The organism is Bacillus sp. UNC437CL72CviS29, from assembly GCF_000482345.1.
GTDB classification, from domain to species: domain Bacteria; phylum Bacillota; class Bacilli; order Bacillales; family Bacillaceae_G; genus Bacillus_A; species Bacillus_A arachidis.
In genome coordinates, this window is the sequence record NZ_AXVB01000003.1 from 265,944 (window position 1) to 291,788 (window position 25,845).

A 25,845-nucleotide genomic window follows, 5' to 3' on the forward strand; every position below is an offset into this window, starting at 1 on the left:
AACCAGCTCCTTATCTGTCAGCGTAACGCTGCGAGAATTAGCACCGTGCCTACAATTGTAGATCGGTTGCCGGGTTTCGTCGGGCTCGTCCCTCCACCTGCTCTTGATAAGAAGTATTTTGAAATGTTTTAATTTTTACGATATCTGAATTTTGACAGAGTTTTTTTACGATGTCAACGGTTTTTTGAAAATTTTCAATTTATCGATTCGTTGAATAGCTTCCTGTAGTCGCTCTTCTGTATGTAATAATCCAACACGAACGTAGCCTTCGCCATGTTTCCCGAACCCAACTCCAGGTGCAACTGCTACGTGCGCTTGTTCTAACAATAAGTCAGTAAATTGTTCCGATGTATAACCATTAGGAACGGGAAGCCATGCAAAAAATGATCCATTTGGTGCGAGAACATCCCAGCCAATCGAACAACAAGCTGTAATAAGTGTATTTCTTCGTGATTCATAGCGTTCAACAAGTTCATTCACACAAGTTTGTGAACTTAATAGCGCCTCACAAGCTGCCTCTTGTACAGCACCAAAAATGCTGACGTACATATGGTCTTGCAATACATTGATTGTTTCAATGACACTTTCGTTACCGATAGCAAAGGCGATTCGCCAACCAGCCATATTAAATGTTTTTGACAATGTATAAATCTCAATGCCAACATCTTTTGCACCGTTTGCTTGTAAGAAGCTCGTTGGTTTGTTGCCGTCAAAGCCAATTGCACCATAAGCAAAATCATGCACGACTAAAATATCGTGTTTATTGGCAAAGGAAATTGTTTCTTCAAAAAACTCTCTTGATGCAGTAGCACCAGTCGGGTTATTAGGGTAGTTTAAAAACATTAATTTTGATTGTTTGGCAATAGATTCATCAATTTTTGCATAGTCTGGTAAAAAATTATTTTCTGCTAATAATGGCATTGTTTCAAAGGTTGCTTTTGCTAAAGCGACACCTGATAAATAGTCAGGGTATCCTGGATCGGGTACCAGAATTGTATCATCCGGGTTTGTGAAACAAAGCGGTAATTCAACAAGCCCTGCTTTTCCGCCAAATAAAATAGCTACTTCTGTTTTAGGGTTTACTTTGACTCCGTATTCACGTTCATAGAACGCCGCAAAGGCTTTTTTTAAGCTTTCATGCCCGCGAAATGGTGGATACTTATGGTGAACTGTTTTTTCTGCTGCATGTTGTAAAGCTGTTACGATATGCGGCGGTGTTGGTTGATCTGGATTGCCTTGTCCTAGATTGATAACATCATGACCTGCTTCCACCACTTTGTTAACTTTTGCAACAAGTGAAGCGAAAAACTGTGTTGGTAAGGATGTTACAACCCTGGAAGGTTGAAAATGTTTCATACTTTCCACCTCTTTTGAAAGTTGTTACAATTCTAGTGACAAATAATATAGCCTTTCCAAGTTTTTGTAAAGGGAAAATTGAAAATGAGGTGGATAAAATGAAAATCGCATGTATTCAAATGGATATTGCTTTTGGTGATGTGAAAATAAATATTGGAAATGCAAAGAAAAAAATAGAAGAAGCGATGCAAGGAACACCAGATATTATCGTATTACCTGAACTTTGGACGACTGGTTATGATTTAGAAAGACTTCCGGAAATTGCAGATGGAGATGGGATCCAAACAAAACAGATTCTTTCAGAATGGGCACAGAAATATGATGTAAATATTGTCGGTGGTTCCATTGCGAAGCAAACAGAGCACGGTGTTACAAATACGATGTATATAGTGAATCGTGAGGGGAGACTGCAAAATGAGTATAGCAAGGTCCATTTGTTCCAGTTGATGAATGAACATAACTATTTAATAGGGGGGAGTGAAACAGGAGAATTTACATTGGATGGTGTACAGTGTGGTGGTGTGATTTGTTATGATATTCGTTTTCCAGAATGGATGCGTGTTTATACTGTAAGAGGGGTAAATGTGTTATTCGTTGTAGCAGAATGGCCGCTTGTTCGCTTAGCTCATTGGCGTTTACTCCTTCAAGCAAGAGCGGTTGAAAATCAATGTTATGTGGTTGCGTGTAATAGAGCAGGAGAGGATCCACATAATGTGTTTGCTGGACATTCTCTTATTGTTGATCCATGGGGGGAAATTGTAGTAGAAGCAGGAGAAGAAGAATCAATTTTGCATGGGAAGCTAAACTTAGAAAAAGTTAAAGAAGTGCGTAAGGGAATTCCTGTATTTGCCGATCGACGTCCAGAATTATATAAATAAAAATATTGACAAATGATTTTTATTCTTGTTATAGTCTGTAGCAGAAAGTTAAAAATTCAAATAAATCATGCAACTCTTATCAAGAGCAGGTGGAGGGATTTGGCCCGATGAAACCCAGCAACCGACCGTAATACCATTGCGAGATGGGGCGCTTATGCGCCAAAAAGGCACGGTGCTAATTCCAGCAGAAAGAATAGCTTTCTGACAGATAAGAGGGGAGAAGATAAACTTCAAACCTCTTTCTTCATGGGAAGAGGTTTTTCTTATGATGAAAAGCCTCTGCATTAAAAAAGGGGGATAAGAAAATGGGATATCGTTCATTAACAATAGAAACAGCAGCTCAGTATGTAAAAGAGCATGGATACTTTAGGACAGACGCAAAGCTAACTTGTCATGAAATAGGAGATGGGAACTTGAATTATGTATTCAGGGTCCATGATGGAGAAAGCGGCCTTATCGTAAAACAGGCTCTTCCATATGCAAAAGTCGTTGGAGAAAGCTGGCCACTTTCGGTAAGAAGGGCCACGATTGAAAGTCAAGCATTGCAAGTTTTTGCAAAATACGTACCAGAATATGTACCAAAAGTATATGGTCATGATGAAGAATTAGCTGTGACAGTAATGGAGGATTTATCGGCTTTTACAATTACTCGTAAAGGATTGGTTGAAGGGGAAGAATATCCGCTTTTATCTCAGCATATTGGGCGCTTCTTAGCACATGTTTTGTTTTATACGTCAGATTTTGGCCTACTAGCAGAAGAGAAAAGGGTGTTAGACGGAAAGTTTGTAAATCCTGATCTTTGTAAAATTACAGAAGATCTTGTGTTTACAGATCCGTTTGGAAACTATGAAACAAACGATTATGAGAAAGAATTGCAACCTGTCTTAGATGAACTTTGGTGTGATAAGAAATTAAAATTACAGGTAGCACAGTATAAATATAAATTTTTAACGAGAAAAGAAGCGTTAATTCATGGTGATTTACATACAGGTAGTATTTTTTCATCATCTTCTGAAACGAAGGTAATTGATCCGGAGTTTGCAACATTTGGACCTCTTGGATTTGACCTTGGTCAATTTATTGCAAATTTATTGTTGAATGCACTAGCAAGGGAAGACGAGAAACGAGATATTTTATTCTATCATATTGAAAAAACATGGAGTAATTTTGTAGAAGTATTCACGAAGCTATGGCTATTAGAAGGGATAGAACCGTATACAAAGGAGAAACAATGGCTTGCGATTGTGCTACAAAATATTTTTGCTGACGCAGTTGGATTTGCTGGTTGTGAAATCATTCGTCGAACAATTGGATTAGCACATGTAGTAGATTTAGATGGGATTAAGAATAAAAGTCGAAGAATTCAAGCAAAAAAACAAGCGTTATACTTAGGAAGAGAATTACTATTACATGAAGCAACAAATGCAGATGTTCGTGTGTTTCAAACAATATTTCGATATATTGTTTCTGGAGAGGAGGCAAGAGTATGAGCACAACAGTTGCTGTTCCGCGTTCTGTAAGTTGGAAGGGAGATTCTATTACTTTATTAAATCAAACGAGATTACCACATGTTGTAGAATATAAAACATTGAATAGTATTGAAGATGTATGGAAAAGTATCGTTATGTTAGAAGTACGCGGGGCACCTGCAATTGGTATTACAGCTGCTTTTGGTTTAGCGCTTGCAGCAAAAAAATATAATGCTATGAATATCACTGAGTTTAAAAAAATTTTCAAACGCGATTGTGATTATTTAGCAACCGCACGTCCGACAGCTGTTAATTTATTTTGGGCAATTGATCGTATGAGTAGCTCTATTAAGGAAGCAACAACAATTAAAGAATCGAGAAAAATGTTGGAAGAGGAAGCACTTAAAATTCAGCAAGAAGATGAAAATGTGTGCCGTAGTATTGGGGAACATGCTTTAACTAGATTTAAAGATGGAGATCATATTTTAACGATTTGTAACGCTGGAAGTATTGCTACGGCTCGTTATGGAACAGCACTAGCTCCGTTTTATATTGGAAAGGAGCGTGGGATAAGCTTACATGCTTATGCATGTGAGACAAGACCTGTCTTGCAAGGAGCGCGTCTTACTACATGGGAATTGCAACAAGCTGGTGTTGATGTAACACTCATTACAGACAATATGGCAGCTCATGTGATCCGAAGAAAACATATTACTGCTATAATTGTAGGGGCAGATCGAATTGTCGCGAACGGTGATACAGCAAATAAAATAGGAACCTTGAATTTAGCTATATTAGCAAAGTATTTTCATATTCCTTTCTATGTTGCTGCTCCACTTTCTACATTTGATATTACGAAGAAAACGGGTGCTGAAATTGTGATTGAAGAACGTGACGAATCTGAAGTTACAAAGATTTTTGGAAAACAAATTGCTCCAAAGGGCGTCAATGTTTATAATCCTGCATTTGATATAACTCCTCATGATCTTATTACGGGAATTATTACTGAAAAGGGAATTCTACAAGGGGATTATGCAGTAGAGATTGCTTTATTATTTGAAAAACAAGCTAATATATAGTAGCTTGTTTTTTTATTGCCAAATTTCCTTTCTTTTGCTTATTTATGTAAAAGAAAGGAGGGGAAGTAGATGGAGGAATGGATATCTATGATCGGTAATGTTGGATTTCCAATCGTTGTGACGTTATATTTACTGCATCGTATTGAAAGTAAATTAGATGGTGTAATTGTTGCAATTGAGAAATTACCACAACAGATGACAAGATATGAAGCTCCGCATGAAACGAAGTGAGGGAAAAGGCTTATGCTTTCAAGAAGCATAAGCCTTTTTTGCAATCAAAAAAGAGCTACTGTGATGTATAGCCGCCATCTATAACAACAGCCTGACCAGTTACTCCTTTTGTTTTCTCACTTGCTAAAAATAAAGCATAACTAGCAATTTCTTCTACAGCTAGCAATCGTTTTTGTGGTACGAGTGGATAAATAACGTCTTCTAATACACGCTCTAGTGGAACATTTCTTGTTGCTGCTAAATCTTGGAGTTGGTTTCGAACCAGTGGTGTGTCCACATAACCTGGGCAGAGAGCATTTACTGTAATCCCATGGGTAGCTCCCTCTAACGCGGCAACCTTTGTTAAACCAATTACGCCGTGTTTCGCACTATTATAGGCAGCTTTCCCGGCAAATCCGACAAGTCCGTTAATAGAGGCAACATTAATAATCCGCCCATACTTTTGTTTTTTCATAATTGGAAAAGTATGTTTTATGGCAATGAACGGTGCGATCTGCATAATTTTAATAAGAAGTTCAAACTTGTCGGTTGGAAATTCTTCAATTGGTGAGACATGTTGCATACCAGCATTATTTATTAATACATCAAGTGAGCCGAATTTAGTAATAGTTTCAGAAATCGCTTCGGATATTTCTTGCTCAGATGTCACATCGCATCTTAGACCGATTGCCTCATATCCTTCCTTGCGTAACTGTTCAGCAGCTTCTTTTGCACGATCTTCAAGACGATCACTAATCACCACTTTTGCTCCTTCTTTTGCAAATGCATTTCCCATTTCATAACCAATACCACTTGCAGCACCTGTTAAAAAGACGACACGATTTGTAACCATGATGAGAGCACTCCTTTATATATAAGATTTACCTTATTGCTCTATTTAGAGGGAATGTAATGAAAATCCTGCAAAGATTTGGAAAAATATACCGGGCTATCTTGTTTTGCAAAATAGCTTTTGCTATACTATTTTGTAAAGCAAGATACTTATGCTTATCTATCTTGTAAAACAAGATAGAGGGAGGATTTGAATTATGTCGACAAGTCAAATGCTGAAAGGGATTTTAGAAGGCTGTCTCCTTGCAATTATTTCTGAAGGAGAGATATACGGATACGAAATGAGTGAAAAACTAGCTAAGTATGGTTTTACTATGGCAAGTGAAGGAAGTATTTATCCATTATTAATACGGATGCAAAAGGAAGGGCTAATTACGAGCGTAATGAAAGAATCTTCAACTGGTCCGAAGCGAAAATATTACACATTAACAGAAAAAGGTGAAGATGCACTTGATGAATTTATGGAACGCTGGGAAGTGATGCAAAGCAGTGTAGAACGTTTACTAAAAGGAAAGGGGAGAAGATGATAATGCACGTTTCTAAAGAAGGAGAAAAGTTTTTAATAGATATGAAAGTGTATTTGTTAACAAAAGGAATGAAGGAAGAAGATATAAATGCATTTTTAGAAGATGCAGAGCTTCATTTAATTGAAGGAGAGAAACGGGGGAAGAGGGTAAGGGATATTTTTGGAGATTCGCCGAAAGAGTATGCAGATGAATTGGCGAAAGAAATGGAGACAGATAAAGGAGGGAGTATAAGGGGCATTCTGGGGATGATGATTGGGGTTGGTGGATATTGGTTACTAACTAATATTTTGTTTAATAATCCAAATCATCAATTTGCATTAACAAATGTACAATTAATTGGATATCCAATCGTTTTAATGATTACTATTATTGGGACAATTATTGCATTTCGGATGTCGTCTTTCAAAAGCAAATTAAAAGAATTTGGGATTATTTATGCAATAGTGATGATTCCAATTGTATTACTAGTGTTATTAATGTTTGTTAATAAATGGTATGGAACTCCTGTCTTACAATTGTCTACTATGCAAAGCTATATACTAGCTGCAATTATCTTTTTACTACTTATTATTGGCGAAGTATATGCACTTGGCTGGATTGGAATCTTTGTGTTAATTGTTCCATTATCAATTATGTTTGCATTTAAAGAGTTAGGAAAACAAAATCCATACTGGGGAGTGATAGAAGTTTTACTTATGTATGCTAGTTTATATGGATTATTGAGGTGGTCTATGAAAATAGAAGAGCGAAAAAGTGTCAATTAGGGGTATAAGGAAAAAGGCTGCTTTGGGTACATGCGGAAATATCTCCAAAGAAATAGTATACAGTGGTCTTGAGTGAGAGCTGTTTTCTGTGCAGCCAATATATGATTTTAAACAGTAATAGTATTGTTACTGTTTTTTTGTGTGTAATAAAGGGCTTTGCAAAGCGAGATTTTTCTGTTCACTTGTTAATAAAGATTCAATGTGTACTTTGTCAGGACGAGGAACAATTGGATACATGAGATTACTTGAAGAAGGGTGGTGTTCAGATCCGTTTGGAGAATGCGGATCTGCATGGGTAAGCTTTCCGTTAATCCGCCTTGTAAATAAAATATGCCCCATTTCATGTGCAAGTGTATATATATTTTTCATAGGAGAAGCAGCGTTAGTAAGGATGATATAACCTGTAAGGATTTGGTTTATAACAAATGAATAGGCACATGCAATGACGGATTGTTCTTTAAAGTAATTACTTCCGATATAACAAATATAAATATCACAATCGGGAACTTCTGATGAACAGGTGTTAAAAAAGGAAGAAACTTTAGGTTGGTTTCGGACAGAATCCATATAGCTAATTTCACCATCATGAAATTTAAATGCTTCATTTAGTATAATGACATCTTTAATTTGAAATGAAATGGGGTGCCATATTGATTCAGCGATTGCTAAGTCTTTGGCGATACGGTGGTCCTTAATATCGGAGCCAGGGGCAATGCAAATACATATATTTACGTACGGATCCATTAGAAACACCTCAAATGGAAAATAGTTTATTAATATATTATGTGAAAGGAAACGATTGTGTATGGATATAATCCTTATAAATTAGGTGTATTTTGATGGGTTGGAATTGCTGGAAAAATATTGTATACAACGTGTTTTATCCTATGTTAACAGGAAGTAAGACTCTACCTAAAGAAATAAGGTGGGAGAACCGTTTGGAAAAGTCCGATTGATAATGAGTGATTAAAATTTTCTTTTGTGGATAGCTGTGTTTTTAACTGAGAAGATACAAATGAATGAATAATATGGATATAAGAATAAGTGGAAGAAGTCGGAAAATATTCATAGTTTAATTAAATTATATGTTATTCATTCTGATATAGTAAAAGAAAAGGGGGAGAATATATGTACACATTAAAAATTGTGTCAGATCGAGAAGCCGTTTATCAGTTTGCGAGTTATGTAAGAGTGGTACAAGGGGTAGAGGATGTATATGTGGAGGTTGGAGAAACCTTATATGAACATCCACTTATGAAATTTTATGTACATGTAATGATTAAAGAGACATATGAAAAGCAAAAGGCATTACAAGAAATCTCTCGATTAGTAGAATTAGGACGTTTTACATATGTTCATTATAGAAATGAAGAGATTGAAAAGGCATTTGAAGCAGTTAAATATGAAAGTTTTCGAAAATAAAAGTAATGAAAAGGGAGCGAATGCTCCCTTTTTTTGCTAGTAGGAATATTTTTTTCATCACACAAAAAAATAAGAAAGTTTGCTATGATAAGGAAGGATGAGGAAAGGAGAGGTTTGCAATGGGGTATATTGAAGAATTAAGAAAATCAGTCGGTACAAGGCCGTTAATTCTTGTAGGATCGGCAGTAATTGTTTTAAATGAAAAACAAGAAGTATTGCTTCAATATCGTTCGGATACATATGATTGGGGTGTACCAGGTGGTGCAATGGAGTTAGGTGAAACAACGGAAGAAACGGCTCGGCGAGAGTTCTTTGAAGAAACAGGATTAGAAGTGAAGACGTTGCAATTTCTTGGTGTTCTTTCTGGGAAAGATGTATATTATCGCTATCCAAATGGGGATGAAATTTATAATGTGATTCATCTATACCAAGCGCATCATATAAGTGGTGAAATAGAGCTTGATGAAGAAAGTCTGGATCTTAAGTATTTTCCAGCTGAAAAATTACCTAATTTAAATAAAACAACAGAGAAAATTTTGCAAAAATTTTTATACGCATTGACCGAATAGAGAGGAAGATTCTCTCTATTTTTATTATATTAAATTTTTTGATTTTTCTGGTATGTTTGTAGTATGATAAATTTAGATATACATCTTATGTTATTCCATCCAAAAACTTACTAGGGTACATAAGAGAGGGGCAAGTGCAAGATGCATAATGTGGTCATTACAGCTGCAGTTCGTTCGCCAATTGGAACTTTTGGGGGAGCGCTAAAAAATGTAACACCAGTAGAATTAGTTGTTCCTGTACTTCAAGAAGCTGTTAAAAGAGGTGGAGTAGAACCTCATGAAGTGGATGAAGTCATTTTAGGACATTGTATTCAAAGAACAGATGAAGCAAATACAGCGCGAACAGCTGCATTAGCAGCAGGATTTCCAGAAACGGTTACAGGTTATACGATTCAGCGTCAATGTTCTTCAGGTATGCAAGCGATTATGTCAGCAGCAATGCAAATTCAGTTAGGTGTAAGTGAGGTTGTTATTGCGGGTGGAGTAGAAGCGATGAGCTCAAGTCCTTATGCATTAAAACAACACCGATGGGGACAGCGTCTTCAACATGGAGAGATTCGTGATACGGTGTGGGAAGTTTTAGAAGATCCAATCCACCATATTATGATGGGGGAAACAGCGGAAAATTTAGTTGAGCAATATGAAATTACAAGAGAGGAACAAGATGAAGTTGCGTTGCGTAGTCATCAATTAGCTCTTCAGGCAATTGAATCAGGTTATTTTGATGATCAAATTGTTCCTATTATAATAAAAGAGCGTAGAAAAGAAGTAGTATTTTCAAAAGATGAACATCCACGTGCAGATATTACAGCTGAAAAATTGGCGGGGTTAAAGCCAGCATTTCGTAAAGGTGGATCAGTAACTGCAGGGAATGCATCAGGTATTAATGATGGAAGTGCGGTTTTAGTATTAATGAGTGAAGAAAAGGCTAGGGAGAAAGGCTTACAACCATTAGCTAGAATCGTTGGTTATTCTGTAGCTGGGGTAGATCCGAAAATTATGGGGATTGGTCCAGCACCAGCAATTCGTAAAGGTTTAGAGAAAGTAAATTGGTTATTAGAAGATGCTGATTTATTAGAAATCAATGAAGCCTTTGCGGCACAATACTTAGCGGTTGAGAAGGAACTGGGCTTAAACCGTGAGAAAGTAAATGTCAACGGAAGTGGTGTTGGACTTGGGCATCCAATTGGTTGTACAGGTGCACGTATTACGGTAAGTTTAATTCACGAATTAAAAAGAAGAGGTTTAGAAAAAGGAATTGCATCCCTTTGTGTCGGTGGTGGCATTGGGGTAGCGTTATTTATAGAAGCACTATAAAAAAGAAGAGGCAGCTTGCTGCTTCTTCTTTTTTGGATATCAACGAGCAATATTATCTTTTGCTTTATGATTGGAACAAATGATGAAACAAGCGATCTCGATTCTCGAAAAAGAGTTTCATCGTTTGATAATGCTCAGTTTCCTCTAGGGTTGTTTCAGTGATTCCTTCTTGTGAGAACGAATATATACTCGACTCTGGATAGGCCATCAAAATAGGAGAGTGGGTAGCGATAATGAATTGTGCTCCTTGTTCTGCTAACTCGTGCATGCGAATTAGCATAGAAAGCTGTCTCATTGGAGATAAAGCTGCTTCAGGCTCGTCTAAAATGTATAAGCTTTGTCCTGAAAAGCGATTCATAAATAAAGAAAAGAATGATTCACCATGAGATTGATCATGTAGGGATATACCTCCGTATGAATCGATGATCTTATTCCCTAAAGCTGCATCCTCATTTGTGTCAATCTTATCAATGTAAGAAGCAACGTTATAAAACGACTCCGCGCGTAGAAAGAATCCATCTTTTGGTGCAACAAAGCTTTTTGCTACTCGAATATATTTGTGTAAGGGTGAGTGCGAATCATGAGTAGCAAAACGAAAATTTTTTGTTCCACCTTCTGCATTAAACCCTAAAGCGATGGCTAAGGCTTCTAACAATGTAGATTTCCCAGTTCCGTTCTCTCCAATAATAAATGTGACATTAGGGTGGAAATCGAGTGATTGTAGTGTTCGGATGGCAGGCAAACAATATGGATACACGGAAAAAGTAGGAATATGTTCTTTTTGTAAGGAGATGCTCTTTAGAAAGGTTGTATGTTCATTCAAACTATATACCTCAATTCGTTGAAGATTTTGTTTCTAATATAGAAGCAAATACAAGAGTCAGACAACTTGCAAATAAAATAACAAATTGTAAAGTAGAGAAACCTAACTCGCCCCAGTCATATGTGTTTCTATTTATAATAAAACTTAGTAAACTTGGAATATACTGTGCTATTTTTATATGTTTCCATAGAAAAAATACAAGTATGAGTGTCAACATCATGTCACTTAATTATTTCCTAAAAATTACATTTAGATTATATCATTTAAAGTATAGATATTCCAATGTCAAAATAAGTATTGCATATAAAGAATCGATATCGTTATGATAGAGGATGTCTTACATAGGAAGATTTTTTAGTTTCAGAAGGAAAGTAACATAGGCTGTATTTGCACATCTGACTGCTGTCATTCCTTTTTGCATGAAACCAAGATATGTTTCAGTGACAGCATTAGTATTAGGAAGCATGGCGCCCGATTTTGAATATGTTTTACATTTTCAGCCGAACGGTGTCATTGGACATATATGGTTAGGTTTTTTATTTGAACTTACTGCTTGGCGTGTTTACTGCTCATGCATTCTTAGACCTGTATTTTCAAATTTTACAAATCGGGAGTATAATAGTATCCAGAATTACAAGTGTTTTTTGGGGATATTCATTGTTTCAGCAGTATATAAAGTAAAGGAATAATCTAGTTAATTATGAATAAGAGTGTTAGGAGTAATAAGAAGATGAAAGTATGGAAAAGTATTTGTATTTTATGTAGTTCTATCGTTTTGCTCAGTGGATGTTTTCAAAAGGAAGAAAAAAAAGAGGTAAAGAAAGAAACTATTCCAGAAACAACTGAGTATGGTGGCAAGGAATTAAAGAAAGTTGGACAGGCTGTAAAAGAAAAAGGATGGGGTACATTTAAATTAGAACAACTAAAACATGTGAATCAAACATTTGAAGTACTTCCAATGAAAATTCATGTGCAAGATGTAAAAGTTATCGCATTATCACAAATGAGTCAAGATGCAAAAGATACATTGAAGGTATATACAGCATTAACTCCAGAGGAAGTGCAGCGTAGACTTGGAGATAAAGTTAATCGAGAAGATGCTGAGTTGTACGCTTCGTTAAGTGGAAAAGATATTGCAGATAAAGTGCGCTATGTGGAAATTACATATAAGGTAGAAAATAGCGGAGATAAAGACATGCAGTTTTTCTCTATAAATGATGTCACGATTAATGGAACACAGCAATTCAATGTCCCAAAACAAAACTTCTTATATGAAGAGGATACGCTTGTAGACACGAAAAATGTTACAAAAGAAGAGTATAAGCGAGGTGAAACAAGGGAAGGGATAATTGGATTAATACTCGATGATGAGAACAAAGAGATTACTCAAATCGCATTTACAACTGATGTTCTTGTATCGAATGAAACACATGACATTGTTGCAGAACCGCAAACATTTAACATCTCACTGTCTAAGTGAGATGTTTTTTGTATAGAAAATGAACAGGAAATTTGTCAAATCAAAGCGAATGTATTATAAAGTGCAAAGGGGGAAGAAAAATGGAAAAAAGATGTTACGAATGTGGTAGTAAAGAAATAGAAAAAGGAACGATAGCACCAGACCAAAAAAACTATCTTACTTTATTTGCACAAACAGTCGCTGAGGTAGAAATTTGTAAAAAATGCGGTACTGTTATCACGATAAAAGAGGAACATCCAAGTTATCAAAATCAACAAATGGACTGAAAAAGTATACCATTTTTGAAACAAACAGCCGTTTTTATGTGCTTGAGGACTGTTTGTTTTGTTCGTTTAAATAAGTTTCTATGGCTTGTAATTGTTCAGAAATTCGAAATGCTTCTTTTTGTTCCTGAAATTGCTTTTCATTATAAGGACCAAAGCGACGATTGTTGTTCATATCAATAATCCAATAATATTCGCTCTGCCTATTTGTAATACTAGATTCTGGGTTGTTTGGGTCAGATTTTTCTTCAATTTGTTTTGCAATAATATATATATCGTCCCAAGCAATTTCTACAATTTTAGCTGGGACATATTGTGTAGCATATACAGCATCTTGTGTTGGGAAAAGTTCAAATGCATTTTTGGAAGTTTTTACTAGTTCATATTCGTCATTGATGGTGTAAGCTGAATGGCTATTAGAGTTTGTTGTGCAACCAGTCAATAATATAATGGCGATTACGGTCATCAATCGCTTCAATATGAGGCCCTCCTTATAAAATGCTTGTTGTAAACACATTGTACAAGAAAAGGAAAAGAAACGCCAATATATGAGTTATTTACAATGGTTTTTAGAAATGGTACTATGAGACAGGTAAAGTAGGATACAAAGGAGTCGACATAAAATGAAGTTAAAGATGCATCGTCCAGCGGTGGTAATGAATCGCATAGGTGCTTCCATTATCGATATGTTTCTAATCTCGGTGATGTATGGGGCGGTTGTGGCAATTGTAACGGGAAATTATGGAGCCATTTTCAATCGCTTTAATATAAGCTTAGGTGATTATCGATATGATCTTGCGCTTGTTTTAATATTAATGGCTATATATTTTATTCTTGTTCCATTTATATGGAACGGTTGTACAATTGGTAAGAAAATAACAAGAATAAGACTTATATCATTAACAAGTGAAAAGTTAACAATTCAAACGATAACAATACGTTTCTTTGTATTGTTATTACCGAACATATTGCTACTTGGAATACCATCTATTTGTAATGTATACATGATGTTGTTCCGTCATGATAATTGTGGTTTCCATGATATAATTATGAAAACGAAAGTGATGAGTCTTGTTTAAAGAATAATAGAATAGAAAGATAAAGGATTATATTTTGTAGTTCTTCCTTTTTGAGTGACAATATGTTATTTAAAAAGGAAGAAATTTAGGAGATGTAAAAAAATTCTATACACTTTTAAATTTTTACAAAATTCGATGAATTTAATTGATATAATGGAGTTCATATAGGGCGGACATCTCCTATATAGTACCCTCCATATTGATGTAGGATATGTTAGAAAGTAAGCGAAGGCAAACTTTTTAACATATTCTATTTTTTTGTACATTAGATTGAAAATTAAGAAAATGATATAATAAATGGAACAATCATGTTATATAACAAAGGGGTGATCAAAATGACGGGCAGTAGCTTGCTTTTTTGGGTGATACTTATTTTTATCGGTCTAGCTTTTGATCAATATAACAGTAAGAAAAAAGAGAAAACAAAAAGGTGAACGCATACAAGTTGTAATGACGATGAAGCTTGCAGGAAAAGTTGCCGTTGTAACTGGCGGTGGCATCGGTATTGGACGTAGTACAGCTCTTTTGTTGGCAGAACAAGGTGCAAAAGTAATTGTGACGGATATTGATCAGGAAAATGGACAAGCAACAGCGGAGAAAATTGTAGAATTAGGTGGAGAGGCGCTTTTTGTAACCCATGATATGGCGAAACAAAGAGATCGACAACGTGTTATCGAAGTGGCTATTGACGCTTATAATCGTATTGATGTGCTCTTTAACAATGCTGGATTATATAAAATAGATTCTAATTTTTCACGTCAACAAGAGAACGATTCCAATATACTTTGTATTAATGACGTTTGGATAGAAATAAAGCAATTGACGTCATCTTTTATGAAACAGCAAGAAGAAGTAACACTAACTAATTTACCTGTTTTTGGTATTTTAAGTGCGGAAAAACGGTCATTTCATGCAGCAGGAACCCTAATATAATAATAGAAAACCGCCCCAAAAATATATGCGGACGGTTTTCTTGTATCTGTTTGAGGTGAAGAAAAGCGATATTTTAGCGAATACGTTTTTCTGTTTTACTATCAAAGAAATGTGCCTTATTCATATCGAATGCAAGTTTGATTTGATCACCATGTGTAAAGGTATGTCTTGCATCAACACGGGCTGCAAAATCTTGATTTCCAAGTTTCATATATAAAATAGATTCTGCACCTAATAGTTCGGCAACTACAATTTGAGTTGTAAATGTTGTGCCTTGTGAAGCCTCTAAAAATAGAAGTTCATCATGGATATCTTCTGGACGTATTCCTAAGACAATTTCTTGATTCACATAGCCTTGTTCACGTAATAATTTCATTTTGCCTTCAGATACTTTGATAGTTATTTTATCATCTATAACAAAGTCTTGTTCTGTTAATTTACCACGGAAGAAATTCATTGCAGGTGAGCCGATAAATCCACCAACGAAAATGTTTTCAGGTGTTTCATATACTTCTTTTGGTGAACCTATTTGCTGGATTTTTCCATCTTTCATAACGACAAGGCGTGAAGCCATTGTCATCGCTTCTGTTTGATCATGTGTTACATAAATTGTTGTTGTTCCAAGCCTTTGATGTAGTTTAGAAATTTCTGAGCGCATTGCTACACGTAATTTTGCATCTAGATTTGATAACGGCTCGTCCATTAAGAAAACTTTTGCGTCACGGACAATCGCACGACCTAACGCAACACGTTGACGCTGTCCGCCAGATAATGCTTTTGGTTTTCGGTTTAAATACTCCGAAAGCCCTAAAATTTGCGCTGCGTCTTTTACACGGCGATCAATTTCGTCTTTTGGGATTTTACGAAGCTTTAATCCAAATGCCATGTTATCGTAAACGCTCATATGTGGATAGAGAGCGTAGTTTTGAAAGACCATTGCGATATCGCGATCTTTGGGAGGAATATCATTCATTACTTTACCATCAATAGAAAATTCCCCTTTTGAAATATCTTCAAGTCCAGCTACCATTCGTAATGTCGTCGATTTTCCACATCCGGATGGACCAACGAAAACAATGAACTCTTTATCTTGAATGTGTAAATTGAAGTTTGTTACTGCTGTTACGCTATTGTCATAAATTTTATAAATATTTTCTAACTTTAGTTCTGCCATGACTTTTCCTCCTAGAAAAATTATGCAAACGTTTTCTTTGAATTTATTATAAACGAATGTTTTTGAAAAATAAATAAAAATGATACAAAAAAATAAAACGTTTTCATGAATAGAGTAAAATATTTAATAAATAAAGCCTTTTATCTATGTAAACTGACTAAATGAAAAGAGAAAAATGTAAGCGCTATTTTCAATTCTTATAAAATCTGCTATCATTCATTAATGAAAACGTTTGCGCCTGGGATTTTTTGATAAGAAAAATGAAATGGGGTAGCATGATGAGAAAACAATGGTGGAAAGAAAGTGTTGTATATCAAATTTATCCACGTAGTTTTATGGATAGTAATGGTGATGGGATTGGTGACCTTCGTGGAATAATTTCAAAGCTTGATTATTTACAGGAACTAGGTATAGATGTTATTTGGCTATCACCAGTCTATGAATCTCCAAATGATGATAATGGCTATGATATTAGCGATTATCGAAAGATTATGGATGAGTTTGGAACAATGAACGATTGGGACGAATTATTAAACGAAATGCATAAACGTAATATGAAATTAATGATGGATTTAGTTGTTAACCATACTTCTGATGAACATAATTGGTTTATCGAATCTCGCAAGTCAAAAGATAACCCGTATCGAGATTACTATATTTGGCGCCCTGGTACAGAGGGAAAAGAGCCAAATAATTGGGGAGCAGCTTTTAGTGGATCTGCTTGGCAGTATGATGAAGCGACAGATGAATATTATTTACACTTATTCTCTAAAAAGCAACCTGATTTAAATTGGGATAATGAAGTGGTACGAAAAGACGTTTATGAAATGATGGAGTTTTGGCTTGAAAAAGGAATTGATGGTTTCCGTATGGATGTGATTAACTTTATTTCTAAAACAGAGGGATTACCAACTGTGAAAACAGACAAAGAAGGTTATGTTTCAGGCCATCAATACTTTATGAATGGACCGAACATTCACACGTACTTACATGAAATGAATCAGAAGGTATTGTCAAAATACGATGTTATGACAGTTGGTGAAATGCCAGGTGTAACAACAGAGGAAGCTAAACTTTATACAGCAGAAGAACGTCAAGAATTACAAATGGTATTTCAGTTTGAACATATGGATTTAGATTCTGGAGAAGGGGGGAAATGGGACGTAAAGCCGTGTTCACTCCTTACGTTAAAGCAGAATTTGACAAAATGGCAGAAAGCTTTAGAACAAACGGGATGGAATAGTCTGTATTGGAATAATCATGACCAGCCTCGTGTGGTCTCTCGCTTTGGTAATGATAAAGCATATCGCATAGAATCAGCGAAAATGTTAGCGACGGTACTTCATATGATGAAAGGCACTCCTTATATTTACCAAGGAGAAGAAATTGGGATGACAAATGTTCACTTTGATTCGATTGATAAGTACCGAGATATTGAAACGCTGAATATGTACCGTGAAAAAGTAATAGAGAGTGGTGAAGATGAAGAACAAGTAATGCAATCGATTTATATAAAAGGGCGAGATAATGCGAGAACACCCATGCAGTGGAATGCAACGGAATACGCTGGATTTACTACCGGGGAACCATGGATTGGATTAAACCCTAATTATAAAGAAATCAATGTAGAACAAGCATTACAAGATTCAAACTCTATTTTTTATTACTACAAGAAATTGATTGAGCTTCGTAAAAAACATGAAATCATTGTGTATGGTACATATGATTTGATTTTAGAGGATCATCCATCTGTTTTTGCTTATATAAGAAAATGGAAAGATGAAGAATTACTGGTGATTGCGAACTTTACTGAGGATGAGTGTGTATTTAAAATACCGAAAGAGATAACTTATAATAGTTCAGAATTATTAATACACAATTATGATGTGCAAGGTGAAATAATTGAGAGTATTGATTTACGGCCATATGAAGCGAGAGTGTATAAATTAAGATAATGAACAACACCCCTTTTAATTCGCATATTAAACATGCGAATTAAAGGGGTGTTGTTCATTTGTTACCTTTTTCCACCGCGAAGTATATATTCTTACGTGGCTCTTCCATTTTATGTGATATGCAATCTATGGGGAATTTGGATTTTGATTTATAAGCCTCGGCCGCCTCAATTGCAATATTTACCATATACTAGATTTGTCGCATTCAGTATCTCAATTTGCAGCTTTATAGCTGTTCAAAAGTTGGCATACGAATTCGTAGAGCTAGAGTCACCTTTATTTTTTATCCTATCGCTTATAGCATATGGTTTTGTTGTTTATAAATCCGTGTTATTCTAGATTAAATATTTTACAGCCCGCTTAAGGAAGATAACAGATCAAGATGTAAAAATTCCTAAAATCGTATTTTTTTCAGTTTTAGGTTATATGATTGGTCAAGTTGGTATTGGTTTTTTGAGCCAAAAATCTATGGCAATCGTACTGATCATTCTTTCTTCATTTTTTTTAGTTGCTTTCTTGTCTCTAAGTACACATTTGTATTTTTATTTTGATTTCAAAAAACAATTCATGGCTTCAAGGCATATCAACATACCACAGTCTCAAAAGAAACCTAAACTTTCAAGAAAGGAAAAAAGACAATGAATTCACACCTTCACCCTATAGGCTGAAGGCACAAAGAAACTTATGATTTTCGGACGTAAACAACAAGTGGAAACAGATAATGTGAAAAATTTGATCAAGCCTTTATTTTGTAAAATCCCGATTGATCAGAACTAATAATCAGTGGGGGATGAAGAAGCCCTCACTGATTAAAATTTCACTCTATATTTTACCATTTCAAAATTGAAAATCCATATGATGGAAGTGTAACCTGTAATGAGTTTGCCTCTGCAGAAAATTCTTCATTTGTATATAGGTTGACGATTTTTTTACTAGAGATATCAAAAGGTATAGGGGCGGATATTTCATTGTTTGTTGGATTTAAAACAATGAAGATTGTTTCTTCTCCATATGTCTTCGTATAAGAAATATAACCCTGTTCATCATTTGCTTCAATAAATTGAAATGCCCCATGGCTACCAAATGCTTTGTATTGTTTCCGTAATGAAATTAATGTTTGGATATGCTTAAATAATGCTTTATCTTGCTTATCCTCATCCCAAATCATACATTTTCGGCACTCAGGATCCATTCCGCCGTCCATGCCGATTTCATCACCATAATAAATGCATGGGGAACCGATGAAAGAAAGGTGGAATATATATAGTAATTTTACTTTATCTTTATTTTCACTACAGGCTGTTAAAATTCTCGGTGTATCATGACTGTCTAATAGATGAAAAGCAGCTTCGTTTACGTTCATGGAATAGGAGTGAAGAGAAGCTGTAATTTGTTCCATAAATTCACTTGCCCCAATTGTTTCGTTTGCAAAATAAGAATGTAGGGCATTGGTGACAGGATAGCTCATAACGGCATCGAATTGATCACCTTGTAACCATGGCAGAGCATCGTGCCAAATTTCTCCTAAAATATAGACCTCAGGGTTAATTGCTTTTACTTCACTACGAAATTCTCTCCAAAAGTTATGATCGACTTCATTTGCTACATCGAGGCGCCAGCCATCAATGTGATATTCCCGTACCCAATAACGTCCTACCTCGAGTAAATACTCTTTTACATCTGGATGGGCAGTATTTAATTTTGGCATATAGGGTGTAAATGCAAAGGTATCGTAGTTCGGAAGTGGCTCTGTCACGATTGGAAACTCATGAATATGAAACCAGTTGATATAGCGAGATTGCTCACCTTTTTCTAGCACATCTTGAAATTTATCAAAAAAGTACCCACTATGGTTAAAAACGGCGTCTAGCATGACTTTTATACCACGTTCGTGGCAGGCGATAACTAATTTTTTGAAAGTTTCCTTCGTCCCAAATTGCGGATCAATTTCCATGTAGTCAATTGTGTCATATTTATGATTCGAGTGTGCTGCAAATATAGGAGTAAAGTAAATTCCAGAAATACCGAGTTCTACAAGATAATCAAGCCGTTGAATGATTCCGGCAAAATCCCCTCCAAAAAAATTAGTAGGTGTTGGATCAGTACTCGCCCAAGGTAGTGTATCTACTGGATTACATGCAGGATCCCCATTAGCAAATCGTTCTGGGAAAATTTGATACCAGACTGTATCTTTTATCCATGAAGATGCTTTAAAAACATCCTGTTCATGAATAAATGGAAAGCAAAAAAAGTTGCCCACATCACCATTAGGTGTTTCATGGAAAAAGCCACGTTCTGTATAGATGATCGTTTCCGTATTATTTTTTAGTTCAAACCCATATCGTAAGCGCTTAAAGTTTGGTTTGATTGAAATGAACCAGTAATCAAATAAATCTGTTGATCCACTTTTTTTCATTGGCATGTTTGCTGTGATCCATTTCCCATCTTGCCATTCATAAGGATCACCATGAATAAATGAGACGATATCCACATCATTTTTTTTTGTACGCAATCGAATATGAAGCGTTTCTTCATCATAAGCGTATGCGTAATTGTCTTTTGGTCTATGGTATATTGCTTCTTTAAACATATAGAAAATCCCCCTTTGATATCTCTATAAATAAAAACATATTGCAAACGATTGCTTTTGGTACAATTTTAATATTGCTTATAAGGGTAGTATTCATTTCATATAAAGTCAATGGAAAGAAAGAATAATGTCATAATTTTTTCTAAAAAATACAGAAATAAAATATTTGCAAAATATATAAAAGAATGTATAATGAGAGACAAATAGCGCAAACGTTTTCATAGATTGAAAGATTGTTTGCGCTTCTATTAAACTAGTTAGTGCAAACGTTTTCATTTGTTGGATCAGTACATATAATTTAGGGAGGTTTTTAGGGTGAAGAAAGCATTATCATTATTAACAATTTCAACGTTGGCGATCGGTATGTTATCGGCATGTGGTCCGAAAGATTCAGGGAAAAAGGAAGCGAGCAAGGAGAAGAAAGATTATGATCTTCTTGTTTGGGAAGATGAGAAAAAGGGTGTCGGGCTAGATCCAGCAGTGAAAAGTTTTGAAAAGAAATATAATGTGAAAGTAAAAGTTGTAGAGGTTCAGATGACGAAACAAGTAGAAAAACTTCGTCTCGACGGTCCAGCTGGTACAGGGCCAGATGTTGTAACACTGCCTCATGATCATATTGGTAATGCGGTAACAGAAGGGCTACTTTCAGAAGTGAAAGTGGATGATACTGTGAAAAATAAATTCACAGATTTATCAATACAGGCAGAAACATACGATGGGAAAATGTACGGTTTACCAAAAGCAATTGAAACACCAATCTTTATTTATAATAAAAAGTTAATGCCAAAAGCACCAGAAACAATGGATGAGCTTTTTAATTTCTCAAAAGACTTTACGAAAGATGGAAAGTACGGATTTTTAGCATTAGGGGATAACTTCTATTTTGCGAATGCATTTATGGCAGGTATGGGCGGTTATGTATTTGGTGAAAAAGATGGAAAACCGAATCCGAAAGATATTGGATTAAATAATAGTGGTGCGGTACAAGGTGCTGAATATATTCAAAAATGGTATAAAGAAAAATTATTCCCAAAAGGAATTATTGGAGAATCTGGTGGGGCAGCTGCAGATGGATTGTTTAATGAAGGAAAAGCGGCATCTATAATGAATGGTCCATGGGCATTCCAAGCGATGGAAAAAGCAGGCATTGATTATGGGGTAGCACCGATGCCAAAATTACCAAACGGTCAACCGATGAAAACTTTTGTGGGTGTAAAAGGATGGCATGTAACTAGCTTTTCCAAACAGAATGATTTAGCAACAAAATTTACTGAGTGGGTAACAAATGAAGAGAACGGAAAAATCCGTTTTGAAAAAACGAAAGAAATTCCTCCTGTTAAATCAGTAATGGAAGATCCAATTATTAAAGAAAATGAAGCTGCAAAAGCGGTGGCAGTTCAATCAGAGAATGGTATTCCGATGCCGAATATTCCAGAAATGCAAGAAGTTTGGAAACCAGCTGGAGATGCGCTTCAATTAGTTGCAGCAAATAAACAAGAATCGAAAGCAGCACTTGATGAAGCTGTAAAACAAATTAAAGGAAACATTGAAGCAAATCATAGTAAGAAAAAATAAGATGGGATTCGTATCTCTCGTAAAAGGGAGATACGGATTCTCTTCCTTCCAAGGGGAAGAAAAAAGGGGGAAGAAATATGCAAACATCCATTGAACCAGCACAGGAAGTGAACGGTTCAAAACACCGCAAAACAGCCGCGATGTTGTCAATTATTCCAGGTATTGGTCAAATATATAATAAACAATATCTAAAAGGTCTTATCTTTCTTGTATTAACAGGTTCATTTGTCGTAGCATTCGCTGATTTATTAAATATAGGATTGTGGGGAATTGTTACGCTCGGTACAGAAGTTCCTCGGGATCACTCTATTTTTCTATTAGTGAAAGGGATTTTAGCACTAATTGTTATTGCATTTGGATTAGGTATATATGCTTTTAATTTATATGATGCCTATCAAAATGGAAAAAAGCGTGATGTAGGAATACCTTTAAATTCTGTGAAAGAACAATATCGTAATTTATTAGATCAAGGTTTTCCGTATTTAATGGTTTCACCAGGATTTCTGCTATTAATCTTTGTTGTTGTATTTCCAATCATTTTTGTTATCTTAATTGGATTTACAAACTATGACTTATATCATTCCCCTCCTGCAAAATTGGTAGAGTGGGTTGGATTCAAAAACTTTATTGATATTTTTACATTACCAATGTGGAGAGACACGCTTTTAAGTGTATTCTCTTGGACTGTGATTTGGACATTCGTCGCGACTACTTTACAAGTAGCCCTTGGGATTTTCTTAGCAATATTAGTGAATCAGCCTGGTATTAAAGGAAAAGCAGTAATTCGTACGATTTTTATTTTACCGTGGGCTGTTCCAGCATTCGTATCCATTCTTGTCTTTGCAGGTATGTTTAATGAATCATTTGGAGCAATTAACAATCAAGTGTTAGCTTTATTTGGAATCGAAAAGATTGCTTGGATGACAGATCCATTTTGGGCGAAATGTGCTTTGATATTTATCCAAACATGGCTTGGTTTCCCATTTATTTTTGCAATGACCACAGGGATATTGCAATCGATTCCAGGGGAATTATATGAAGCAGCTACAGTAGACGGGGCAACGGCATGGCAACAATTTCGAAAAATTACATTGCCGCTTGTTCTATATGCAACAGCACCAATCTTAATTACACAATATACGTTTAACTTTAATAACTTCAGTATTATTTATCTGTTTAATAGCGGGGGACCTGCTGTGTCTGGGCAAAATGCAGGAGGAACAGATATTTTAATTTCATGGATTTATAAATTAACGATGACATCAGCACAATATGGAAAAGCAGCGGCACTTACGATGATTTTATCGTTAATCGTTATTTCAGTTGCATTATGGCAATTTAAGAGAACAAAATCATTCCAAGAAGAGGATATGATGTAAATGAATATAAAACGACAAAAGATGTTACGTCTCTCATTAAGTTATTTTGTAATTTTCATAATGTGTGTCATTATTTTTTATCCATTATTGTGGATTGTTGGTTCATCGTTTAATCCAGGAGATAGTTTATCAGGGTCAAGTATTATTCCGAAAAATGCAACGTTAGATCATTACCGAAAGTTATTAGATCTTTCACAAAGCAATTATTTACTTTGGTATAAAAATACACTCAAAGTAAGTGTTTTAACGATGATTTTCTCTGTACTATCCATTAGTTTTACAGCTTATGCATTTTCAAGATATCGTTTTGTTGGAAGAAAGAATGGTTTGTTAACATTTTTAATCTTGCAAATGATTCCCAACTTTGCAGCTTTGATTGCACTCTATGTATTAGCACAATTAACAGGATTAATTGATACACATCTTGCATTAATTTTAATTTATGTCGGCGGAGCAATCCCAATGAATACGTGGCTTATGAAAGGGTATTTTGATACGATTCCAAAAGAGTTGGATGAGTCAGCACGTATGGATGGGGCAGGACACTTCCGTATTTTTTGGCAAATTATTATGCCGCTTGCAAAACCAATTGTGGCAGTAGTAGCTTTATTTACCTTTATCGGTCCGTTTACAGATTTTATTTTAGCGAGCATCATTTTACGCACACCGGAAAACTATACGTTAGCGGTTGGATTATATGAAATGGTCGCGAAAAAATTTGGTAATGAATTTACAACATTTGCAGCTGGCTCTGTATTAATTGCAATACCGATTTCTATTTTATTCTTATCATTGCAAAAATATTTTATTTCAGGCTTAACAGCTGGAGGTACGAAAGGATGAGGATGGGACATTATGTCCCATTTCTCTTTTTTTAGGAGAAATTCGGGTTCATATGACATCGTAAGGGGAAAGATGTGAAAAAAATAGTATATTATAGTATAGGAAAATAAGCCTGTATCCCTTACAATACATGAAGAGGGAGAATATTAGTTTACATTAATATAATTTTTTTTGAGAAATGAAATAAAGTAATGGTAGCTTTCGTTTTCTCCTAATATCTGTGGAGTACAGAATAATAATAGATATGAATGAAGAATAAGAAGAGAGGAGGAGATTTAATGACAGTTACAATTAAAGATGTAGCAAAAAAGGCAAATGTTGCACCATCTACTGTGTCTCGTGTAATTGCTGATAATCCAAGTATAAGTGAAAAAACTAAGCGTCGTGTTCGTAAAGTAATGAGCGAGTTAGGGTATCATCCTAATTTAAATGCGAGAAACCTTGCGAATCAAACGACAAAAACAATTGGTCTTGTTATGCCGAGTTCTGCAAGTAAGGCATTTCAAAATCCATTTTTCCCAGAAGTAATTCGAGGGATAAGTTCCTTTGCACATGTTGAAGGTTATGCGCTGTATATGTCAACTGGTGAAACAGAAGAGGAAATTTTTAATGGTGTTGTGAAGATGGTACAGGGGCGTCAAATCGGTGGAATTATTCTTCTCTATTCACGTGAAAACGATCGTATTATTCAATATTTACATGAACAAAATTTCCCATTTGTTTTAATTGGAAAGCCGTACGAAAGAAAAGATGAAATTACATATGTAGATAATAATAACTATACAGCTGCAAGAGAAGTAGCGGAATATTTAATTTCACTAGGACATAAACAAATAGCGTTTATTGGCGGCGGCTCTGATTTACTTGTTACAAAGGATCGTTTAGCTGGAATGAGCGATGCATTAAAATTAGCAGACATCGTGTTGCCAAATGAATATATTTTACATTTTGATTTTTCAAGAGAGAGTGGTCAACAAGCTGTAGAAGAATTAATGGGTCTTGAAAAGCCACCAACAGCAATTATGGCAACAGACGACTTAATTGCCCTTGGGGTACTGAGTGCACTTGCGAAAAAAGGAGTTGCTGTACCGAAAGATGTTTCTATTGTGAGTTTTAACAATGCTTTATTATCTGAAATAGCAAGTCCACCGCTCACAACGGTTGATGTAAATATTTATCAATTAGGGTATGAAGCTGCAAAAGCGTTAGTTGATAAGGTGGAGCATTCTGAGTCCACTTCAAAATGCATTATTATTCCGCATAAATTACTGAAACGTCAGACTTGTGATCATTATGCGTAAAAAGCTA

Annotated in this window: 27 protein-coding genes, 1 pseudogene and 2 riboswitches; of the genes and pseudogenes, 21 read left to right on the forward strand and 7 right to left on the reverse strand. The window is 35.4% G+C overall.

The window, feature by feature from the left end; all coding sequences use genetic code 11:
• Positions 1-7: 7 nt before the first annotated feature.
• Positions 8-113: riboswitch (SAM riboswitch) on the reverse strand.
• A gap of 52 nt (positions 114-165) precedes the next feature.
• Entirely contained in the window at positions 166-1,356 is a 1,191-nt protein-coding gene (locus tag M014_RS0101530; RefSeq protein WP_026590127.1) for a pyridoxal phosphate-dependent aminotransferase, read from the reverse strand.
• A 14-nt stretch (positions 1,357-1,370) separates the two neighbouring features.
• On the opposite strand from M014_RS0101530, the gene M014_RS0101535 reads away from it, so the two are divergent.
• The 4 genes from M014_RS0101535 to M014_RS0101550 all read left to right on the forward strand — a co-directional run bounded on the left by M014_RS0101535 (position 1,371) and on the right by M014_RS0101550 (position 5,013).
• Entirely contained in the window at positions 1,371-2,234 is an 864-nt protein-coding gene (locus M014_RS0101535) for a carbon-nitrogen family hydrolase (RefSeq protein ID WP_026590128.1), read from the forward strand.
• A 73-nt stretch (positions 2,235-2,307) separates the two neighbouring features.
• A riboswitch (SAM riboswitch) is annotated at positions 2,308-2,449 on the forward strand.
• A 90-nt stretch (positions 2,450-2,539) separates the two neighbouring features.
• Positions 2,540-3,724 (forward strand): S-methyl-5-thioribose kinase, encoded by a 1,185-nt coding sequence (gene mtnK, locus M014_RS0101540; protein ID WP_026590129.1) that lies wholly within the window; start codon positions 2,540-2,542, stop codon positions 3,722-3,724.
• A complete protein-coding gene (gene mtnA, locus M014_RS0101545) occupies positions 3,721-4,782 on the forward strand; it encodes an S-methyl-5-thioribose-1-phosphate isomerase (protein ID WP_026590130.1) in 1,062 nt (353 codons plus the stop codon). The genes mtnK and mtnA overlap by 4 nt, the downstream gene beginning before the upstream one ends.
• 69 nt (positions 4,783-4,851) lie before the next feature.
• On the forward strand, positions 4,852-5,013 hold the full coding sequence (locus tag M014_RS0101550) for a YvrJ family protein (protein ID WP_017151057.1): 162 nt from the start codon (positions 4,852-4,854) through the stop codon (positions 5,011-5,013).
• A gap of 55 nt (positions 5,014-5,068) precedes the next feature.
• Here M014_RS0101550 and M014_RS0101555 read toward each other — a convergent pair whose 3' ends face one another.
• Entirely contained in the window at positions 5,069-5,845 is a 777-nt protein-coding gene (locus M014_RS0101555) for a 3-hydroxybutyrate dehydrogenase (RefSeq protein WP_026590131.1), read from the reverse strand.
• Positions 5,846-6,041: 196 nt separating this feature from the next.
• Here M014_RS0101555 and M014_RS0101560 point away from each other — a divergent pair, with 196 nt between their 5' ends.
• Entirely contained in the window at positions 6,042-6,371 is a 330-nt protein-coding gene (locus tag M014_RS0101560; protein WP_026590132.1) for a PadR family transcriptional regulator, read from the forward strand.
• A gap of 2 nt (positions 6,372-6,373) precedes the next feature.
• Positions 6,374-7,135, forward strand: coding sequence for a DUF1129 domain-containing protein (locus tag M014_RS0101565; protein ID WP_026590133.1), 762 nt, complete (start codon positions 6,374-6,376; stop codon positions 7,133-7,135).
• Between the two features lie 126 nt (positions 7,136-7,261).
• Here M014_RS0101565 and M014_RS0101570 read toward each other — a convergent pair whose 3' ends face one another.
• Entirely contained in the window at positions 7,262-7,879 is a 618-nt protein-coding gene (locus tag M014_RS0101570; protein WP_026590134.1) for an ImmA/IrrE family metallo-endopeptidase, read from the reverse strand.
• A 384-nt stretch (positions 7,880-8,263) separates the two neighbouring features.
• On the opposite strand from M014_RS0101570, the gene M014_RS0101580 reads away from it, so the two are divergent.
• From M014_RS0101580 to M014_RS0101590, 3 genes are all read left to right on the forward strand, one after another.
• Entirely contained in the window at positions 8,264-8,557 is a 294-nt protein-coding gene (locus M014_RS0101580) for a DUF3928 family protein (RefSeq protein ID WP_026590135.1), read from the forward strand.
• A gap of 119 nt (positions 8,558-8,676) precedes the next feature.
• Positions 8,677-9,126, forward strand: coding sequence for an NUDIX hydrolase (locus tag M014_RS0101585; protein WP_026590136.1), 450 nt, complete (start codon positions 8,677-8,679; stop codon positions 9,124-9,126).
• A 141-nt stretch (positions 9,127-9,267) separates the two neighbouring features.
• Complete coding sequence (locus tag M014_RS0101590) at positions 9,268-10,443, forward strand: acetyl-CoA C-acetyltransferase (protein WP_026590137.1); 1,176 nt, start codon at positions 9,268-9,270, stop codon at positions 10,441-10,443.
• 64 nt (positions 10,444-10,507) lie between these two features.
• Here M014_RS0101590 and M014_RS0101595 read toward each other — a convergent pair whose 3' ends face one another.
• On the reverse strand, positions 10,508-11,266 hold the full coding sequence (locus M014_RS0101595) for an AAA family ATPase (protein ID WP_026590138.1): 759 nt from the start codon (positions 11,264-11,266) through the stop codon (positions 10,508-10,510).
• Between the two features lie 395 nt (positions 11,267-11,661).
• Between M014_RS0101595 and M014_RS30530 the strand changes: the two genes are divergently transcribed.
• The 3 genes from M014_RS30530 (at position 11,662) to M014_RS0101605 (ending at position 13,012) form a co-directional block, all read left to right on the forward strand.
• Entirely contained in the window at positions 11,662-11,955 is a 294-nt protein-coding gene (locus M014_RS30530) for a DUF4184 family protein (RefSeq protein ID WP_441296543.1), read from the forward strand.
• Positions 11,956-11,996: 41 nt separating this feature from the next.
• Positions 11,997-12,746 carry a hypothetical protein gene (locus tag M014_RS0101600; RefSeq protein WP_026590139.1) on the forward strand — a complete coding sequence of 250 codons (750 nt, stop codon included), beginning with the start codon at positions 11,997-11,999 and terminating at the stop codon, positions 12,744-12,746.
• A gap of 80 nt (positions 12,747-12,826) precedes the next feature.
• Positions 12,827-13,012, forward strand: a complete 186-nt coding sequence (locus M014_RS0101605; RefSeq protein WP_026590140.1) for a hypothetical protein — start codon at positions 12,827-12,829, stop codon at positions 13,010-13,012.
• A 34-nt stretch (positions 13,013-13,046) separates the two neighbouring features.
• Here M014_RS0101605 and M014_RS0101610 read toward each other — a convergent pair whose 3' ends face one another.
• Positions 13,047-13,475, reverse strand: a complete 429-nt coding sequence (locus M014_RS0101610; protein ID WP_442852729.1) for a DUF3997 domain-containing protein — start codon at positions 13,473-13,475, stop codon at positions 13,047-13,049.
• 157 nt (positions 13,476-13,632) lie between these two features.
• On the opposite strand from M014_RS0101610, the gene M014_RS0101615 reads away from it, so the two are divergent.
• From M014_RS0101615 to M014_RS0101625, 3 genes are all read left to right on the forward strand, one after another.
• Positions 13,633-14,088: an RDD family protein gene (locus tag M014_RS0101615; protein ID WP_026590142.1), complete on the forward strand. Its 456-nt coding sequence runs from the start codon at positions 13,633-13,635 to the stop codon at positions 14,086-14,088.
• Between the two features lie 335 nt (positions 14,089-14,423).
• Positions 14,424-14,522 (forward strand): hypothetical protein, encoded by a 99-nt coding sequence (locus tag M014_RS30535; RefSeq protein WP_026590143.1) that lies wholly within the window; start codon positions 14,424-14,426, stop codon positions 14,520-14,522.
• Between the two features lie 22 nt (positions 14,523-14,544).
• Positions 14,545-15,021: an SDR family NAD(P)-dependent oxidoreductase gene (locus M014_RS0101625; protein ID WP_026590144.1), complete on the forward strand. Its 477-nt coding sequence runs from the start codon at positions 14,545-14,547 to the stop codon at positions 15,019-15,021.
• Between the two features lie 73 nt (positions 15,022-15,094).
• Here the strand turns inward: M014_RS0101625 and M014_RS0101630 are convergent, their stop codons facing one another.
• Positions 15,095-16,195 carry an ABC transporter ATP-binding protein gene (locus tag M014_RS0101630; RefSeq protein WP_026590145.1) on the reverse strand — a complete coding sequence of 367 codons (1,101 nt, stop codon included), beginning with the start codon at positions 16,193-16,195 and terminating at the stop codon, positions 15,095-15,097.
• Between the two features lie 278 nt (positions 16,196-16,473).
• Here M014_RS0101630 and M014_RS0101635 point away from each other — a divergent pair, with 278 nt between their 5' ends.
• Both M014_RS0101635 and M014_RS29855 read left to right on the forward strand, forming a co-directional pair.
• On the forward strand, positions 16,474-18,150 hold the full coding sequence (locus tag M014_RS0101635; protein WP_026590146.1) for an alpha-glucosidase: 1,677 nt from the start codon (positions 16,474-16,476) through the stop codon (positions 18,148-18,150).
• Positions 18,151-18,183: 33 nt separating this feature from the next.
• Positions 18,184-18,789: pseudogene (locus M014_RS29855) on the forward strand (hypothetical protein); the annotation flags it as partial.
• 190 nt (positions 18,790-18,979) lie between these two features.
• Here the strand turns inward: M014_RS29855 and M014_RS0101640 are convergent.
• A complete protein-coding gene (locus M014_RS0101640; RefSeq protein ID WP_026590147.1) occupies positions 18,980-20,740 on the reverse strand; it encodes an alpha-glycosidase in 1,761 nt (586 codons plus the stop codon).
• 315 nt (positions 20,741-21,055) lie between these two features.
• Here M014_RS0101640 and M014_RS0101645 point away from each other — a divergent pair, with 315 nt between their 5' ends.
• The 4 genes from M014_RS0101645 (at position 21,056) to malR (ending at position 25,838) form a co-directional block, all read left to right on the forward strand.
• Positions 21,056-22,315, forward strand: coding sequence for an extracellular solute-binding protein (locus M014_RS0101645; RefSeq protein WP_026590148.1), 1,260 nt, complete (start codon positions 21,056-21,058; stop codon positions 22,313-22,315).
• A 77-nt stretch (positions 22,316-22,392) separates the two neighbouring features.
• Positions 22,393-23,694, forward strand: coding sequence for a carbohydrate ABC transporter permease (locus M014_RS0101650; protein WP_026590149.1), 1,302 nt, complete (start codon positions 22,393-22,395; stop codon positions 23,692-23,694).
• Entirely contained in the window at positions 23,695-24,537 is an 843-nt protein-coding gene (gene malD, locus M014_RS0101655) for a maltosaccharide ABC transporter permease MalD (protein ID WP_026590150.1), read from the forward strand.
• Positions 24,538-24,815: 278 nt separating this feature from the next.
• Positions 24,816-25,838 (forward strand): maltose operon transcriptional repressor MalR, encoded by a 1,023-nt coding sequence (gene malR, locus M014_RS0101660; RefSeq protein WP_026590151.1) that lies wholly within the window; start codon positions 24,816-24,818, stop codon positions 25,836-25,838.
• Positions 25,839-25,845: the final 7 nt, after the last annotated feature.

What these genes read in the sequence shown, in the direction of transcription:
- M014_RS0101580 (WP_026590135.1), top strand. Translation starts at nt 8,264, where the DNA reads ATGTACACATTAAAAATTGTGTCAGATCGAGAAGCCGTTTATCAGTTT.
- M014_RS30535 (WP_026590143.1), top strand. Translation starts at nt 14,424, where the DNA reads ATGACGGGCAGTAGCTTGCTTTTTTGGGTGATACTTATTTTTATCGGT.
- M014_RS0101530 (WP_026590127.1), bottom strand. Translation starts at nt 1,356, where the DNA reads ATGAAACATTTTCAACCTTCCAGGGTTGTAACATCCTTACCAACACAG.
- M014_RS0101585 (WP_026590136.1), top strand. Translation starts at nt 8,677, where the DNA reads ATGGGGTATATTGAAGAATTAAGAAAATCAGTCGGTACAAGGCCGTTA.
- M014_RS0101565 (WP_026590133.1), top strand. Translation starts at nt 6,374, where the DNA reads ATGCACGTTTCTAAAGAAGGAGAAAAGTTTTTAATAGATATGAAAGTG.
- malR (WP_026590151.1), top strand. Translation starts at nt 24,816, where the DNA reads ATGACAGTTACAATTAAAGATGTAGCAAAAAAGGCAAATGTTGCACCA.
- mtnK (WP_026590129.1), top strand. Translation starts at nt 2,540, where the DNA reads ATGGGATATCGTTCATTAACAATAGAAACAGCAGCTCAGTATGTAAAA.
- M014_RS0101640 (WP_026590147.1), bottom strand. Translation starts at nt 20,740, where the DNA reads ATGTTTAAAGAAGCAATATACCATAGACCAAAAGACAATTACGCATAC.
- M014_RS0101615 (WP_026590142.1), top strand. Translation starts at nt 13,633, where the DNA reads ATGAAGTTAAAGATGCATCGTCCAGCGGTGGTAATGAATCGCATAGGT.
- M014_RS0101600 (WP_026590139.1), top strand. Translation starts at nt 11,997, where the DNA reads ATGAAAGTATGGAAAAGTATTTGTATTTTATGTAGTTCTATCGTTTTG.
- M014_RS0101625 (WP_026590144.1), top strand. Translation starts at nt 14,545, where the DNA reads ATGAAGCTTGCAGGAAAAGTTGCCGTTGTAACTGGCGGTGGCATCGGT.
- M014_RS0101590 (WP_026590137.1), top strand. Translation starts at nt 9,268, where the DNA reads ATGCATAATGTGGTCATTACAGCTGCAGTTCGTTCGCCAATTGGAACT.
- mtnA (WP_026590130.1), top strand. Translation starts at nt 3,721, where the DNA reads ATGAGCACAACAGTTGCTGTTCCGCGTTCTGTAAGTTGGAAGGGAGAT.
- M014_RS0101605 (WP_026590140.1), top strand. Translation starts at nt 12,827, where the DNA reads ATGGAAAAAAGATGTTACGAATGTGGTAGTAAAGAAATAGAAAAAGGA.
- M014_RS0101555 (WP_026590131.1), bottom strand. Translation starts at nt 5,845, where the DNA reads ATGGTTACAAATCGTGTCGTCTTTTTAACAGGTGCTGCAAGTGGTATT.
- M014_RS0101630 (WP_026590145.1), bottom strand. Translation starts at nt 16,195, where the DNA reads ATGGCAGAACTAAAGTTAGAAAATATTTATAAAATTTATGACAATAGC.
- malD (WP_026590150.1), top strand. Translation starts at nt 23,695, where the DNA reads ATGAATATAAAACGACAAAAGATGTTACGTCTCTCATTAAGTTATTTT.
- M014_RS0101650 (WP_026590149.1), top strand. Translation starts at nt 22,393, where the DNA reads ATGCAAACATCCATTGAACCAGCACAGGAAGTGAACGGTTCAAAACAC.
- M014_RS0101635 (WP_026590146.1), top strand. Translation starts at nt 16,474, where the DNA reads ATGAGAAAACAATGGTGGAAAGAAAGTGTTGTATATCAAATTTATCCA.
- M014_RS0101560 (WP_026590132.1), top strand. Translation starts at nt 6,042, where the DNA reads ATGTCGACAAGTCAAATGCTGAAAGGGATTTTAGAAGGCTGTCTCCTT.
- M014_RS0101610 (WP_442852729.1), bottom strand. Translation starts at nt 13,475, where the DNA reads ATGACCGTAATCGCCATTATATTATTGACTGGTTGCACAACAAACTCT.
- M014_RS0101550 (WP_017151057.1), top strand. Translation starts at nt 4,852, where the DNA reads ATGGAGGAATGGATATCTATGATCGGTAATGTTGGATTTCCAATCGTT.
- M014_RS0101570 (WP_026590134.1), bottom strand. Translation starts at nt 7,879, where the DNA reads ATGGATCCGTACGTAAATATATGTATTTGCATTGCCCCTGGCTCCGAT.